Genomic DNA, 14,458 nt, shown 5'->3' with positions numbered 1-14,458 from the left:
AGTGGAGAAAACAATTAGTTGAGTGGAATTATTAGATTCTGCTGATGCGCTACAAAAATTAAAATATACAGCACAAACAGAAGACTGGGTAACTGGTGTAGTGAATGCTGACGGCGAAAAATGCGTTGGCAAAACCTACACGAAGTGCGATCGCTGTTGGAATTACTCTACTCATGTAGGAGAATCAGCAGAACATCCCTTAATTTGCGATCGGTGTGTTGCAGCCTTAGCCGGAGAGTAAAAAGTCTTTGAGAGTGGCTTCATAGGCTTTTGATCCCCCCAACCCCCCTTAAAAAGGGGGGCAAAAGTCTCTTAAAGTCCCCCTTTTTAAGGGGGATTTAGGGGGATCTCCAACGATTTTGGGTTTGTAACAGAGATGTGTGTACACTGTAGCCTTAAAAAGGGGGGGACTGGAATCAAAGTCTCCCAATTTATCGGGAGATTTAGAGGGATCTAAAACTTTTGATACCGAAAAGAGGACTTGTTCATTCATCCTCTTAAGTTCCCAACATCTGCAAGTTATGCAGAGTGGCATAAAGTCCTCCTTGTTCGAGTAATTGATCGTGACTTCCCTGTTCGATTAATTCGCCACGCTTCAAAACAAAAATTCGGTCTACATTGCGAATTGTAGATAAGCGGTGAGCGATAATAATGGCGGTACGTCTGAGCAATAGCTGATTTAATGCCTCTTGAACTGAAGCTTCTGTGCCAACATCTAAACTAGCAGTAGCTTCATCTAGTACCAAAATTTGGGGATTGCGAATGGCAGCCCGCGCAAAGGCTAAAAGTTGCTTTTGACCACTAGAAATATTTGTCCCCCGTTCTCGAAGTTGAGTATCATAACCTTGGGGTAGTTCTTCTATAAACTGGGCAATATTGGTTTGCTCTGCTGCTTCTTGAATCTGTTCAATGGTATAGCCATCTCCTAAAGAAATGTTGCTTTTAACATCCCCAGCAAACAAAAAGCCTTCTTGTAAAATTACTGCCATGTAGCGCCGTAGTTCGGCTTGTGGCACTTCTCGAATATCTACGCCATCGATGAGAATACGTCCTTTGGTGGGTTCGTAGAGGCGGCACAAAAGCCGGATGATCGAAGTTTTACCCGCACCGGTGGGGCCGACTAATGCGACTTTTTCACCAGGACGAATGGTGAAATCTAAGTCTTTAATGACATAATCATCATTTTTGTAAGCAAACCAAACGCCATCAAAGCGAATCTCTCCTAGTTCTGGTGGAGAAGTGATATCTGGAGATTCTAAATTTGCAACGATCTCGTCAATGTAACCGAATTTAGCATCAAATATTGAGAAGCGGACGTTGGCGCGATCGCGGATTTCTATCGGTTCATCTAATATATCGCCTACACGCTCAATAGCAGTAAAACCCGCTTGAATTACCGTAAATTTTTCGGCAAAGTCCCTTAAAGGGTCAAATAGTTGCTGGGCATACAAGATAAATGCAGATAAAGTCCCAAAAGATAAACTTTTTCCTAAAAGTAACCAACCACCCATGCACAAAACAGCTGCGATCGCAATCAGCCCAATCCATTCTAAGGCTGCTGAAATAAATGAATCATAAAAAATGGTTTGATCCATTTGCTCAGTGTAACGGCTGTTGGTGGCGCGAAAGAGTTCGGCATTAAATTTTTCTCTGCGGAACAACTGCACAACATTAATACCAAGGACATTTTCTTGTAACTGTGAGTTCAATGTAGAAAGTTCTTCCCGCCCTTTGTAGTTGGCTTTGCGGTACTGTTGCTGAATGTAAACAATTAACCACGTAACTGGTAACAGCATAAATAGCAACAAGCAAGTGAGTTGCCATTGAATGGAGAACATTAAACCCAAAATCACCAGCATAGAAAACATATTGGACACAATGCCAATTGCCCCAGTAGAAAAGACATCGCCTAGCACTTCCACATCGCTGGTGATTCTGGTGATTAATTTACCTACGGGTGTGCGGTCAAAAAACCTTACTGCTAGGGATGTTACATGCTGAAATAAGTCTTGGCGAATTACGGCGGTGATTTGTTGCCCTAGTTTTTGTACTAAATAACCCTGGTAGCCTGTTAAAACCAATCGGATTGCGATCGCCACAAACAATAATCCCTCCAGGATATTTAGCCCTTGGGATAAGGGACGATTCCTGAGAAATTCGTAAGTGCTTGGTTCATGGCGAATTAGAGAAATAAGTTGGCCAATCAACAGAGGTTGGATGGCATTAGCTAGTGCGATCGGTACGAGTAGGGACATTGAGAGTGCCAATAGTTGCCCGTTACGACGGGCATAAGGCACTAAACGCAAAAACAATCGCCAGTCATTTTCACGCCGACGAGGTTGCGTATAAGATTTTTTGAGGAATTGGTAGATGCTCATAGTAAGAGCATTATATTAATGTTTATAAAAAAATACGCATGTTTAAAGTAGTGTTTGGCCTCCTACTCTGATATCATGCCTAAGATAAAAACCCCAAGACTACTATTAAGACCTAATACCAATTTTCTAGGAAGCTGCATATAATTCGATCCCCCCTAGCCCACGCCAGTCGCTCATGGGGGAAACCCCCAAGACCGCGCTGGCTCCCCTTAATAAGGGGGAAACCGGAAAAACATCTATTCAAGTCCCCCTTAAAAAGGGGGATTCAGGGGGATCAAGATATGTGCAACTTCACATTAAATTGGTATAAGAGACTGTTATAGCGGTTCTCGGTTGATTCATCGGTAGGGACACGGCACTGCCGTGTCCCTACACTTTGCGATTAATCTTGTATCGCATCTGAATGGGAACCGCCATATACCATTTCCCTAAAATCATGAGACATATAAATTTTAGGGAAATGGTGTTAATTACTGCCGAAAAATTTCTACTTTTTGTAACACCACTTCTTGATTCGGACGATCTCTAGTCGTAGGCACATTAGCAATCTTGCTAACTATATCTAGACCTTGGACAACTTCACCAAAAACACTGTGTTTGTTGTCAAGGTGAGGTGTTGGTGCTTCTGTAATGAACCATTGCGAACCATTTGTACCGCGTCCGGCATTAGCCATCGACAGGATACCTGCACCAGTGTGTCTCAATTCAGGATGAAACTCATCCTCAAATTGATATCCTGGGCCACCAGTACCCCATCGGCTGGCTGTATCTAGATAACGACTCAGGGGATCGCCACACTGAATCATAAAATCAGGGATGACTCGGTGAAAGCGAACTCCATCGTAAGCTGGAGTCCCCTTAACAGATTCACCAGTTTTAGGGTCTTTCCAGTCGATAGTTCCGGTTGCTAGACCAACAAAATTTTTGACGGTGTTGGGAGTTAGTTCTTCTTCCAAACGAACTACGATTTCACCCAAGGAAGTAATTAAACGAGCGTGCAGCTTGCCATTACCGGGAATATTAATTTCTGGAAAGTTCATTAGATATCCTACTTTAATAAGTGCCAGTATTTGACCTCTACAAGTCTATCAGCATTCAAGTTACCGCCTTTAGGCATGACAAAAAGACTGAAGGAAGGAAACTTGAGCCAACAAACATTTTACTCAGGTAAATTTATGGCTGGATTCCGGCTAAAGAATCCTCTAGGGACTAGCTTAAAGCCAACTCGGTGAACGGGCATTACAGGCCAATCTTCCGATCGCGGAATATGAGTTACGCCCATTGTGTACCACAGCACGATATCTTCACCCATCAAGGATTCATCGTCGGTAATATATTTTGGTAAACCTTGCCCTGGTTGAGTTTGGTTGGGATAATCGCCTCCAGCATAGAGTTCAGCAGGTTTATATTTTGTTACCCAAACGTGATGAGTTGCAAATTCTGCCCGTTGACGGATTTTCGAGCCTTCCACAGGGAAAAATATGGAGTTTCCATCAGGCATCAGCATATATCCAGGTGCAGCCCCTAGCAGATTTTTCTTGTCTGCATTCACAATCATCCATTCCCGACTGCTTTTCATATCCAAATCGCGCACAGCAGCCGTTTCTTTTGTGAGTGGGGTTTCTGTAATTGCGATCGCATTTCCTAATGGATTTTTCTCATCCATCGGCAAAGCTTTCACGTTCATTTCCATCACAGAATTAGCTTGACCATCGACATCGAAATCTAGGCGATAGTTGAAAAAGTGCTGGTGATTTACTCCAAAGATATTTTTAGCGATTAGCCGACCATTGGAATTATCCTCAGATTGCTTTTCTGCTGCCGTTCCCTGCGCCAGCACGATACCCGTTAGTTCATTTTGGACTTCCAAAGTCCCATCCTGGTGAAAGATCCAATTAAGGCTGTAATCATAGTTGTCAACAGCCGCAGTCATCGTCATAACTAATTCTCGACTGCGACGGACATCATTACGGCGAGTATTGTAATCATAGTGTTTCCACAGCATTCCGCGATCGCGTTCATAAATACCAACAACCCCTGGTATCTTATAAGGTTCTCCCTGCTCATTAGCAAATACAGCATCCAGCAACAAACCGTTTTCAGGAATTTCCTTACCTAACTCCATCGTATTTGCTAGCAAACCAAGGTTGTATTCCCCAACATCAAAGGCATTTCTGAATGACCAAGTGGGATTTGGATCGCCGTAAGGAACTACCATTTCCGATAGGCTAGCGCGGTATAAAACTGGTCTGACATTTTTCCCATCATCGTATGTCACTTGATACAATGCCAATCCACTACGGGGATGCATTAAATACCGAAACTTCCAACCTTGCCAGCTAATTTGATTGTCTTTAATTTCAAAACTTTTACCATTAGGTTGGAGAAGTTTTAATACTTTAGGCGCTGAAAGTAATTTGCCCAAAGATTTTATATCATAGTTCCAGTTTTCTTTAGAGAAAGGTACGTTTCCCTGATCAACAAAACTGACAACTTTACCTGTGTTCAAATTTACAGTTACTACCACTCCTTCAATGGGACTACCGTAATAATTCCAGTGTTGTCCCTGGTAGTAAGATAAACTGCGACAAAGACGATTACCTGCCACTTCTTCCTGTTTAGTCAAGATTCCTGGGGCCCATGAACTGATTTTGACTCGATCGAAATCGGTAATTCCCCGCCTTAGCATTGCTTTTTGCCATCGGGGATCGGCTTTAACTACCTGAGTTGCCAGTTCATATTCTGGATTGACGATCGCAGGTTGAACAGAGGGGATTTCTTTCCAGGAATTTAAGGTTTTGCTTTTTAGATCAACAATTCCCTCATAAGTTTTGTTTTGCGATCGCTCATAGATTACCAAAAAAGCTTTTCGCTCAAAAGCTTTACCCGGTGTAAATTTTAGAACTTCTTCTTTATCTGGTTCTTGTAAAGCAATGAGTGGAAAAACTGCCATTTCGCTCAAAGTTTTTTCTTTTTGGATGATCGAAACAGCTGTACTAATTTCTACCTCGGTTAGTGAAGTGAGAGGATGGGAAATCGAAGGCTGTTGAGCCGTCAATATTCCCATTAGTCCTAGTGAGATAGATATGAAAACAATTATGGCAATAGCTAGCCACAAAAAACGCTTTAGCCGCTTAGTCATCTTTTACATTTTTACAAAAGACGTATAGTTATCTATTTCTAAGCAATAGCTCAGAAACCGATAGATTAAGAAACTAACGCCAAATTAATTTGTTAACAGTATCCCCAATTATAAAATCCATCAGTCTAATCAATTGTTAGCTTTACATTCAAACTTGGGAACACTATATACAAGTATTCATAGGAAATTGGAGTCCACTGTCATGCAGCAAGCAAATTCAGGTGTAGCATACATCCTTTGGTGTTTGTGCTTCTTTGGTATCTGTGGTGGGCAAAGATTCTACACTGGACAGATTGGTAGTGGTTTGATATATTTTTTCACTATTGGTTTTTTTGGGATTGGTCAACTAATCGATTTGGCTCTCATTCCTGGTATGGTTGACAAGCGAAATATTTATCTGCGTGGGTTACATGGTAATGGAACCCCCAGTGTCAATCAATTAATTACATTGAACATTGGTGAGATTCCTCAACTTCAACAGTTACAATCGATACAACCACAAATTTCATCTACAGTTAGTCCAATGCAGAAGTTGCTCAAGGCTGCAAAGGAACATAATGGGCAACTTTCCATTGCTCAAGCGGCTATGTATACTGAGCTAGAATCAGAGCAGCTAAAAGAGTTGCTTCAAGAGGCAACGAAGATAGGGTACGCTGAGATCAATAACGATCGAGATACTGGAGCTATCCGTTATCATTTTGATGTGTAATACCAATTCAAATAGTTTTTGCGACACATAGATTATTCGTAAGGACACAAAAATGTTGTGCCTTTACCTATCTGTCGCATTCTTTTTTCAATTTGGAATAAGGTTTAGGAGTAAACGGGAGTAAATATTCATAATACTGTCATATTTAGGACTTACGCATCAAATATGAAATGTATAGGCAATTCATAAATTGCCCATACGGGAAATCAAGTTTATAATCCTTTGTTCATAACAGATTAATTATGATACCTCAGCAATTACGCAGAAACCAAACGGCGTAAAGATTCAGCACGACGTTTAGCGATAGGGTTATTTGGATCGAGCTTTAGTGCTTCTTCGTAGCTTTGTAACGCCTGAGTAGTTAATTTTTTCTTCTCATAAGCGTGTCCAATATTATTCAACCCTGTTACGTAATCTGGTTTAGATTTCAGAGCTTCTTTATACTGACGAATTGCGAGGTCATATTGCTCTTGGGTAAAATAAATATAACCCAGCCCATTGTAAATAGGCGCAATATTTTCTTCTTCTTCTTCTTCGGCAGCTTTCAGAGCTTTTTGAAACAGCGCGATCGCTTGGGAATACAGTTTTTTGTCTGAATAAATACTGGCTAACTCATAATATTCTTGAGTTGTACCCTTTTCTTTCTCTAACTTCTTTCGCAATTTTGCAAAGGAGCCTTCAATCTTGCGAGTTTTGAAAATCTGGCGAAAAACACTCACGGCTGCAATTGTGAGTATACCCACCAAAATTGAGAGATAAACAACGGCTAGACTGTTATCCATTGCTGCAAATACAAATATTAAAAGTTGCTTCTGTAATCTATTATCAGTCATTTGTCATTCACTAATGACCAATGACGAATGACTAATGACCAACTTATGGTAAACCCCAATATTGAGAGCGTTGCTGGAGCCAACCTTGCTCTAAGTAACGAGCGATCGCTACATTCACATTTCGCCTTAACTCATCGTACTGCAAGCCCTTGGGCATCACTACAGCTAAGGGTTCAGTTGATAGCTTAGTTGGCAGTAGCCGATATTGAGGATATTGTTGTACCCAACCGCTCAAAACGGTAGCATCTGCGGCAAAGGCTACGGCTGTATTACTTTCTATTTTCTCTCGTGCTTCTTGATATGAATTTACTCCTACCAACTCGGCATTTGGCACATAGTACCGAACTTTAGCAATAGTGCTGGAGTTGCTGAGGACGGCAATTTTTTGTTTTGCCAAATCATTCAACTGTTGCACAGAGGCATCTTTTGTAACTAATACAGTGCCATCCAAATAGTAGGGAACACTGAAACTAACTATCCGGCTGCGTGACTCGGTTGCTGTCACCCTAGCGATCGCAAAATCAACTTTCTTGTCTAAGACTACAGACAGGCGATCGCGATTCGCTACAGGTTTCAATTTAACAGCATCTGTTTTCCCAACCAAGTCAAGTGCTAATCGCTGTGCCAAGTCAATTTCTAAGCCTTGCAAATTGCCACTGGCATCTTTAAACCCCAAGGGACGCAAGTTATCTTTGACAGCAACAGTGAGATAGCCGCGCTGCTGAATTTCTGGCATTTTGGCGGCAGATGCAGTAAATCCTGTCCCCACTATGGAAAAGCAACATATCCAAAAAATAATGGCGGATAATACCAGATGTAACCGAGTAATTACTTGCCATCTGTTACATCTGTTATGCATCCGTGTCCACCTTTATCCTTTAGCTTGAACTGCTAGTTCAGCAACTTTGCCAAAGCTAGCTGGATCGAGGACTGCTAATTGTGCCAACATCTTGCGATTTAGTTGGATATCAGCTCTTTTCAAGTTACCGATCAACTGGCTATAGCTCAAGCCGTGTTGTCTTGAAGCAGCGTTGATGCGGGTAATCCAGAGGCGACGAAAATCGCGCTTTTTCTTTTTGCGATCGCGGTAGGCACTGCGTAGTGCCTTCATTACTTGTTGGTTGGCAGTTCTAAACAGAGTTGAGTGAGAACCGCGAAAACCTTTAGCTAGTTTGAGAATTTTATTGCGGCGCTTCCGAGCTACATTACCGCGTTTTACCCGTGTCATAACTTATTTCCTGAAGGACTTACAAATATGGGAGCATTAAGCGCACGTTGAGTTCATCGCGTTCATGTACAAGGGCGGTCTTGGACATGCTACGCTTTTTGTCGGAAGATTTGTGTTCTAAAAGGTGGCTTTTGCCAGCTTTCCGACGGACGATTTTGCCGGTGCCGGTGGCACGGAATCGCTTCGCTGCTGCTTTACGAGTCTTGAGTTTAGGCATGGTATAGCTTTAATTCGACACGATCCATTATTATACTAATAAAATTACTGGAATGGAAATTAAATAACGGATTTAATCAAACGCGCTCGCTGCAAAGTTCTAAAACGCGACTTGGCAGCAAATTTGGGGAGTGATCGCGTTTGATTATATCAGTGCCAAAAATCGCTATGCCCAGTCTGAGATGTCAAAAGCATGATTTAAGGAGATGGCGAAAAACCAAAGGCAGTAATAATTTAACTTTTACCAGTGGCGCTAATTTTAGAATTTAAAGCTGATTTCTTTCAAATCGAATCTAGCTGAAGGCGCTAAATATACACCTACTCATTACTTAGCAGCCTCTATTTGTTGCATTTGCGCTTCAGCACGTCGGATATCTTCTTCTATCTAGTTCAGCAAATACTTCTTCACCATCAATTCCTTCACCACGTTCGAGTTCTTCAATACCAACTTGGATTTTAGCTTTCAATTCTGCTAGACGCTGATCTCGAATGCGTTGGCGTAGCCCGCCGCAGGCATCGCGTTCTTCTAGCAATCTCAATGCTTCACCCATCACTTCACTAACTGAGTGATATTTCCCACTACTAACCCTATCCTTAACCAACTGCTCCAGTTCTGGGGTCAAAGATATATTCACAACTTATCACCTCATTCCATTTACCCTATATCCTAACCCAAAGGCGTTAGAGCAACGTTAAAATAATTCGTAATTGATAATAATTACGAATTACAAATTACGAATTAATTCGCGGCTGTTTGGGCTTCTTGATAAACTATTTCTTGAAACTGGATCATATCTTTTTGCGGATCGGCGTGGCTAACTTTCACCACTATCTGTTCGCCCAAGTTCACAGAACGTTTGAAAACCATTGGTAACTGCAAGCCCAAATCTTCGATCAAAATTAGGGCTAAATTGCTGTCTTCCCGCAGCCACATTAAGACTGTTACCTCCCAAGTTTCCTCTGGATGGCGGCGTAAATACTCTAAAGCATAATATCTATTAGTTTGCCGTTCTACCATCGTCACCTCTTGGGTGATGCTGGTGACAGTCATCATCACTTCTTTAAGTTGATCTGCGGAAAATGGCAGAACTTCACCGCGCAAATGGGCTTTCAATTGGAAGTGGGTAAGCAAATCACTGTAACGACGGATGGGAGAGGTTGCTTGAGTGTAGGTATCCAAACCCAAACCAGCATGGCGCAAAGGCGTAATGCTCATTTCACTCTTGGGCATACAACGACGCATGGCGCAGGCGCGAACGAATCCAGCCGGAAGTAGCAGCAATTCCTCATCTGGAGGTAATTCCGGTTGGGGTTGACCGCGAAAAGGCAAAGGTATGTTATGAGTTTTACCATAACGAGCCGCAACTTCACCGGCTACAATCATCATTTCTGCGACTACTTGCCGTGATGGGGAATCGTCCAAAATGTCAATGTGGATCTCTTCACCTTTGACTTTGATCGTTGCTTCGGGCATTGTGATACTAATTGCTCCTTGAGCATAACGCCAAGTTTTGCGTTTTTGCGCCCAAGTTGCGATCGCAGCAATTTCTGGTTCTGCCTGTACCCGTAATTGCAGCATTTCATCTACATCTTCGTAGGTGAGGCGATAAGTCGGCTTAATAGAACTGGTATGAATGCTGTAATCTTCTACTCCCCCAGTTGTATCTAAAACAATTCCGAAACTGAGGGCGCAACAAACCCTTCCCTGGATTAGACTCATTGGCCCAGTTGCCAATACCTCTGGGAACATGGGAATCATCCCCGTAGGTAAGTAGACTGTACTACCCCGCTTTCTGGCTTCTAAATCTAATTCACCTTCCGGCACTAACCATCTAGTCGGATCGGCAATATGCACCCACAGGCGCTCCCGTCCATCGGGCATGACTTCCCAACTTAGACCATCGTCGATCTCTGTGGTAGTTTCATCATCAATGGTGTAGACCTTTAGGTGAGTCAGATCGAGGCGGTTTGTATCTGAGTCAATCGGCGGGAAATCCAAACGCTGTTGCGCCACTTCTAATACCTTATTAGGAAATTGAATCGGAATTGAAGAACGACGCAGGAACAAGTTTTCATAAGGACTCCAACAACCTAAATCTACTAATAGTTGAAAGGCTCCTTGGGGCGTTGTGGGTCGTCCCAACATGGTCATCGTTTCTAATACTGGAGCGCTTGGCGGATAAGCGCGAGCTAAGGAGTCATAATTAACTCCCGTCCGCACTGTATCAGCAAGCAACGCTGCGTATTTTTCTAGACCTTCTAGGCGTTGGCGATCGTGGCGCTGCCACTCTACTGCTTCACCTTTGAGTGCCTGCTCTACACGAGTTAAAAATTCCTGCTGTCCTTTAGCTTTTAATGCCTCTACTTCCATCTGGTGTTTGCGTTCTGCCACCTGAGCAGCAGTCCGAGGCTCATAAGCGTCTCCTTTTTGCTTGAAATAGAGTTTGTCGTCTGATAACAAGCAATGGGCAGCGTAGCAATGAGGCGCGGCTGATTCCGAAAACAGCAGATTCGCCATCAGGTCTGGGGTGACTGTTTCCCCATCTTCAACCAGTAATTCCCAAGCTATCTCTAGGCTAGATGGGTCTAGATAAGGGTTGACTTGCTCCAAAAAACTGGCAATCTCAGATGGTTTGTAGGTCTGTCCGGTAACTGTATAAGTTATTTGTCTAGGCGCGAGGCTGTGGGACTGACCACGGTCATCTACCACAAACCAGCGGGTTTTACCGTCTGGGCGTTCTACGATGGCCAAACGGCGATCGCCTTGAACCCTAAATTCAACTAGCGTCCCCTTCTCCACAACTCTCGCACTTTAATTTTGGTGAACAGTTTAAATAGTTTCAAGTTAGGAGTTAGGAGTTAGGAGTTTTGATTCTTAACTCCTGTACAGACGCGTAGACGCTCGAAGAGCGGCTTCTCGTAAGAGTATAATCACGTCTCTCCTGTACAGACGCGATTAATCGCGTCTCTCCTCCTTTTAGCCTTCCGCATTGATAAATGGCAACAAAGCCACAATCCGCGAACGTTTAATTGCTAATGTCAACTCTCGCTGTTGCTGAGACGTTAGTCCAGTAATCCGACGTGGGAGTATTTTACCCCGCTCGGTGACAAACTTACGTAATAAATCAACATCTTTATAATCGATTGGATCTCCTGGCTTGATGGGAGAAAGGCGACGACGGAAATAACTCATCTCTACTTAATTTCCTTGTGAACAGTATGTTTGTTGCAGTGGGTGCAGAACTTTTTCAGTTCTAGCCGGTTAGTGGTGTTGCGGCGATTCTTAGTGCTGGTATAACGGGAAACACCAGCAGAACGCTTATCTGAATTTGTCCGACACTCGGTACACTCTAGTGTCACAATAATGCGGGCACCTTTACTCTTAGCCATAATCTTACAAACAGTGGAGCCTGAAGAGATTTAACACAAATGACTATCTTCTCACATTCCGCCGCATATTTTCAACTAATCTTTTAATTTTTATATCAAGCGAGTAGCCACGACGCGACGAAACGATGAAAGTTCCACAATAGCGATCGTGTAAAGTCTGCCGCATCTGGGTATCAGAGAGGGCAGTCGCACAATCAATTGCTAGGGGAAGTACTAGCAGTATAGCAGTGGGATTGGCTCTAATATTGCTCAGGGCAATTGACACTAAAAGCGCACCCAAGCCAACGATCGCTTCTCGCTTCACCAATGAAGGCAAATCTGGGATTCTGCCCACTACTTCCCCATCTTCTACTTCCAACACCTTTAAATCGAATGTCCAACGCCCTAAACTTTGCCCTTTATTGTTATATGGCACTAGCACCCGTAAAATCAGCCAAAATATCACAAAAACAAGGATTTGCAAAAATTGAATCCCAATATCGCCGCCTCCTAGTAGGGAACTGACTAACCAGACACCAAGGAAATCAAGTCCTAATGCCATACCTCGCCGCCCAATTTCAGCTTTGGGATAGTGTTTTTGGGGAAGTCGTTCGATAGTCATACAAAATAGGTATTTTTATTTAGGGGTTGGGGAATAATGATTGCTCCTGTTTTTTATATTAAGGTGATGAATTGGGTTTGGCGTTTAAACTCTGTTGCACATAAAAGTTCCCTAATCAGGGCGCTGATGTTGCCCAACCCACAAGAGTCTGTTTTTCAGAAGTATTGTATTGTAGGAGAAACTATTTGGAAGTTGTATCTATGACACATCTGTTTACTAAAAGAGCTATTAGGATGATGGCGACTATTGTTTTAGTGTTAGCGATCGCTATAAGCACTCACAATATAGCTGATGCTGCTGAATTCAACTTTAGCTGGAAGGGAGATACTGATTATTCAGCTAAAGGTTCATTTAACTACGATACAACAACCGCTCCCAGTGTCATTTCGGAAACAGGTTTGGGAACTACGAAGAACTTGCAGTCTCTCTCAATTTCCTTCTTCGATCCATTTAGTACTCTCATAAATAGTTTCACTCCAGTACTTAGTGGTGTATCTAATTACAGCTTTTTGAGATTTAACTTTGATAGCACTAAAGAGCAAATCTTTGGCCTATTTGATGTAGGCAAAGATGATGAACTTGCTGGCGACACATGGCTTAATAATAATCTTGCACTTATAGAAGAAGGTTTTAGTGATGAGGTTCTAGCTAAAGAATTTGGTTTTAACAATAGAAATGCAGCAGGGACAAAGCAAATACTAGATTTAAGTAACAATTCCGTTCAGGTATCCAAAGTCCCCGAAGGAAGCATAATTATCGGTTTACTAGCAGTATGTAGTTTGGGATTTACCGCTTATAAAAATCTAGACAAAGCTAACCAAGAGTATATCAAGCTTAGACAGAGAAAATAAAATACAGTGCTGATGTAAAAAGATGCTTTTATCCATAAAAACCAAATTAAAGCTTACCAAAAGTCAAGAATTAATTATGATTAAACACGCTGGTATTGCGAGGTTTACCTACTTGGCAAAATTTATATAAAGATGGATTCAAGCCTAACAAATACCTCTTAAAGAAGTTCTTCAATAATCACGTTAAGCCAGAGTTAGAGTGGATTAAAGAGAAAGGAATTTGTCAGAAAATAACTCAATATGCTTTTTATAATCTAGGTAGCGCTTTTCAAAGATTCTTCAAAGGATTGGGCAAGTACCCCAACTTTAAGAAGAAAGGTAGAAATGACTCTTTCACGATTGACAATGGTGGCAAACCCATACCTGTGGGCGGCAAATCTGTAAAGCTACCCACTATTGGTTGGGTTAAGACTTACGAAGCATTAACCCACACTAATTGTAAAAGGATTACTATCTCTCGAAGTGCTGATAGTTGGTTTATCGCTTTTAGCTATGAGCAAGATTGTCAACCTTCTAATAAACCTCATCTTATTGTTGGTGTTGACTTAGGGGTGAAACAACTTGCTACTTTGAGTACCGGAGTTACGTTTACTAACCCGAAGCACTATAGACAGAATTTAGCGAAACTACAAAGATTATCTCGTACCCTACCCAGGAAAGTTAAAGGCTCTAATAATAGACGTAAGGCTAAGATTAAACTTGCCCGACATCATATAAAGATAGCGAACCTGAGAAAAGATAGTCTTCACAAAATGACTACTTACTTATGCAAAAACCACGCAAAAGTAGTCATAGAGGATCTTAATGTCTCAGGCATGATGCAACTTCATATTTAAACGTCAACTTGATTATAAGTCTAAGAAGTTTGGATGTGAAATAATCATCGCTGATAGATGGTATCCATCCAGCAAGACTTGTTCTAATTGTGGCAACGTTCAGGATATGCCTTTGTCTGAAAGGACTTACAACTGCAATAGTTGTGGTCATTGTATGGATAGGGATTTGAACGCCGCCACTAATTTATCACGTTTGGCTTAAGCGTGAAAACTTGCTGAGGGATAGCCGCTCCCATGCCCCCGTTGAAGTAAGAAGTAAAGTCTAGTTTTGTCT

Annotated in this window: 17 protein-coding genes and 1 pseudogene; 6 read left to right on the top strand and 12 right to left on the bottom strand. The window is 42.1% G+C overall.

The genetic code is table 11. The annotated features are described in order from the left end of the window. Positions 1–22 precede the first annotated feature (22 nt). Positions 23–241: pseudogene (locus V7K38_RS20015) on the top strand (zinc finger domain-containing protein); the annotation flags it as partial. 256 nt (positions 242–497) lie between these two features. On the opposite strand, the gene V7K38_RS20010 reads toward V7K38_RS20015, so the two are convergent. The 3 genes from V7K38_RS20010 to V7K38_RS20000 form a co-directional block, all read right to left on the bottom strand. Next, positions 498–2,378, bottom strand: coding sequence for an ABC transporter ATP-binding protein (locus V7K38_RS20010; protein WP_334860140.1), 1,881 nt, complete (start codon positions 2,376–2,378; stop codon positions 498–500). 470 nt (positions 2,379–2,848) lie between these two features. Next, the gene (locus V7K38_RS20005) at positions 2,849–3,418 is read right to left on the bottom strand and encodes a peptidylprolyl isomerase (RefSeq protein ID WP_334860139.1); all 570 of its coding nucleotides are present in this window, start codon (positions 3,416–3,418) and stop codon (positions 2,849–2,851) included. Between the two features lie 119 nt (positions 3,419–3,537). Continuing rightward, positions 3,538–5,520, bottom strand: a complete 1,983-nt coding sequence (locus V7K38_RS20000; RefSeq protein WP_334860138.1) for a primary-amine oxidase — start codon at positions 5,518–5,520, stop codon at positions 3,538–3,540. Between the two features lie 202 nt (positions 5,521–5,722). On the opposite strand from V7K38_RS20000, the gene V7K38_RS19995 reads away from it, so the two are divergent. After that, entirely contained in the window at positions 5,723–6,229 is a 507-nt protein-coding gene (locus tag V7K38_RS19995) for an NINE protein (RefSeq protein WP_334860137.1), read from the top strand. A 257-nt stretch (positions 6,230–6,486) separates the two neighbouring features. On the opposite strand, the gene V7K38_RS19990 is transcribed toward V7K38_RS19995, so the two are convergent. The 9 genes from V7K38_RS19990 to V7K38_RS19950 all read right to left on the bottom strand — a co-directional run bounded on the left by V7K38_RS19990 (position 6,487) and on the right by V7K38_RS19950 (position 12,497). Further along, complete coding sequence (locus V7K38_RS19990; protein WP_334860369.1) at positions 6,487–7,011, bottom strand: tetratricopeptide repeat protein; 525 nt, start codon at positions 7,009–7,011, stop codon at positions 6,487–6,489. A 94-nt stretch (positions 7,012–7,105) separates the two neighbouring features. Beyond that, complete coding sequence (locus V7K38_RS19985) at positions 7,106–7,921, bottom strand: transporter substrate-binding domain-containing protein (protein ID WP_334860136.1); 816 nt, start codon at positions 7,919–7,921, stop codon at positions 7,106–7,108. A gap of 12 nt (positions 7,922–7,933) precedes the next feature. Then, positions 7,934–8,290 (bottom strand): 50S ribosomal protein L20, encoded by a 357-nt coding sequence (gene rplT / locus V7K38_RS19980; RefSeq protein WP_334833431.1) that lies wholly within the window; start codon positions 8,288–8,290, stop codon positions 7,934–7,936. Positions 8,291–8,309: 19 nt separating this feature from the next. Next, positions 8,310–8,507, bottom strand: coding sequence for a 50S ribosomal protein L35 (gene rpmI, locus V7K38_RS19975; protein ID WP_094333173.1), 198 nt, complete (start codon positions 8,505–8,507; stop codon positions 8,310–8,312). A 358-nt stretch (positions 8,508–8,865) separates the two neighbouring features. Continuing rightward, positions 8,866–9,141: a type II toxin-antitoxin system ParD family antitoxin gene (locus tag V7K38_RS19970; protein WP_334860135.1), complete on the bottom strand. Its 276-nt coding sequence runs from the start codon at positions 9,139–9,141 to the stop codon at positions 8,866–8,868. 104 nt (positions 9,142–9,245) lie between these two features. After that, complete coding sequence (locus V7K38_RS19965; RefSeq protein ID WP_334860134.1) at positions 9,246–11,306, bottom strand: ribonuclease catalytic domain-containing protein; 2,061 nt, start codon at positions 11,304–11,306, stop codon at positions 9,246–9,248. A gap of 177 nt (positions 11,307–11,483) precedes the next feature. Beyond that, a complete protein-coding gene (rpsR, locus tag V7K38_RS19960) occupies positions 11,484–11,699 on the bottom strand; it encodes a 30S ribosomal protein S18 (protein WP_094333177.1) in 216 nt (71 codons plus the stop codon). A 2-nt stretch (positions 11,700–11,701) separates the two neighbouring features. Continuing rightward, positions 11,702–11,896: a 50S ribosomal protein L33 gene (gene rpmG, locus V7K38_RS19955; protein ID WP_094333178.1), complete on the bottom strand. Its 195-nt coding sequence runs from the start codon at positions 11,894–11,896 to the stop codon at positions 11,702–11,704. 43 nt (positions 11,897–11,939) lie between these two features. Next, on the bottom strand, positions 11,940–12,497 hold the full coding sequence (locus V7K38_RS19950; RefSeq protein ID WP_334860133.1) for an RDD family protein: 558 nt from the start codon (positions 12,495–12,497) through the stop codon (positions 11,940–11,942). A gap of 200 nt (positions 12,498–12,697) precedes the next feature. Here V7K38_RS19950 and V7K38_RS19945 point away from each other — a divergent pair, with 200 nt between their 5' ends. The 4 genes from V7K38_RS19945 to V7K38_RS19930 are packed head-to-tail and all read left to right on the top strand — an operon-like array spanning position 12,698 to position 14,386. After that, complete coding sequence (locus V7K38_RS19945) at positions 12,698–13,348, top strand: hypothetical protein (protein ID WP_334860132.1); 651 nt, start codon at positions 12,698–12,700, stop codon at positions 13,346–13,348. Positions 13,349–13,370: 22 nt separating this feature from the next. After that, positions 13,371–13,478 (top strand): helix-turn-helix domain-containing protein, encoded by a 108-nt coding sequence (locus V7K38_RS19940; protein ID WP_334860131.1) that lies wholly within the window; start codon positions 13,371–13,373, stop codon positions 13,476–13,478. Beyond that, complete coding sequence (locus V7K38_RS19935; RefSeq protein WP_334860130.1) at positions 13,444–14,184, top strand: RNA-guided endonuclease InsQ/TnpB family protein; 741 nt, start codon at positions 13,444–13,446, stop codon at positions 14,182–14,184. Before V7K38_RS19940 ends, V7K38_RS19935 begins: the two co-directional genes overlap by 35 nt. After that, positions 14,177–14,386: a zinc ribbon domain-containing protein gene (locus tag V7K38_RS19930; RefSeq protein WP_334860368.1), complete on the top strand. Its 210-nt coding sequence runs from the start codon at positions 14,177–14,179 to the stop codon at positions 14,384–14,386. The genes V7K38_RS19935 and V7K38_RS19930 overlap by 8 nt, the downstream gene beginning before the upstream one ends. The last annotated feature ends 72 nt before the right edge of the window (positions 14,387–14,458 follow it).

The organism is Nostoc sp. (assembly GCF_036917465.1).
GTDB lineage: Bacteria > Cyanobacteriota > Cyanobacteriia > Cyanobacteriales > Nostocaceae > Nostoc.
This window is presented reverse-complemented; position numbering and strand designations above follow the sequence as displayed.

Coding starts and splice junctions, on each gene's coding strand:
- rpmG (WP_094333178.1), bottom strand. CDS start 11,896: ATGGCTAAGAGTAAAGGTGCCCGCATTATTGTGACACTAGAGTGTACC.
- rplT (WP_334833431.1), bottom strand. CDS start 8,290: ATGACACGGGTAAAACGCGGTAATGTAGCTCGGAAGCGCCGCAATAAA.
- V7K38_RS20005 (WP_334860139.1), bottom strand. CDS start 3,418: ATGAACTTTCCAGAAATTAATATTCCCGGTAATGGCAAGCTGCACGCT.
- V7K38_RS19985 (WP_334860136.1), bottom strand. CDS start 7,921: ATGCATAACAGATGTAACAGATGGCAAGTAATTACTCGGTTACATCTG.
- V7K38_RS19950 (WP_334860133.1), bottom strand. CDS start 12,497: ATGACTATCGAACGACTTCCCCAAAAACACTATCCCAAAGCTGAAATT.
- V7K38_RS19945 (WP_334860132.1), top strand. CDS start 12,698: ATGACACATCTGTTTACTAAAAGAGCTATTAGGATGATGGCGACTATT.
- V7K38_RS19940 (WP_334860131.1), top strand. CDS start 13,371: ATGCTTTTATCCATAAAAACCAAATTAAAGCTTACCAAAAGTCAAGAA.
- V7K38_RS20010 (WP_334860140.1), bottom strand. CDS start 2,378: ATGAGCATCTACCAATTCCTCAAAAAATCTTATACGCAACCTCGTCGG.
- V7K38_RS19990 (WP_334860369.1), bottom strand. CDS start 7,011: ATGGATAACAGTCTAGCCGTTGTTTATCTCTCAATTTTGGTGGGTATA.
- V7K38_RS19995 (WP_334860137.1), top strand. CDS start 5,723: ATGCAGCAAGCAAATTCAGGTGTAGCATACATCCTTTGGTGTTTGTGC.
- rpmI (WP_094333173.1), bottom strand. CDS start 8,507: ATGCCTAAACTCAAGACTCGTAAAGCAGCAGCGAAGCGATTCCGTGCC.
- V7K38_RS20000 (WP_334860138.1), bottom strand. CDS start 5,520: ATGACTAAGCGGCTAAAGCGTTTTTTGTGGCTAGCTATTGCCATAATT.
- rpsR (WP_094333177.1), bottom strand. CDS start 11,699: ATGAGTTATTTCCGTCGTCGCCTTTCTCCCATCAAGCCAGGAGATCCA.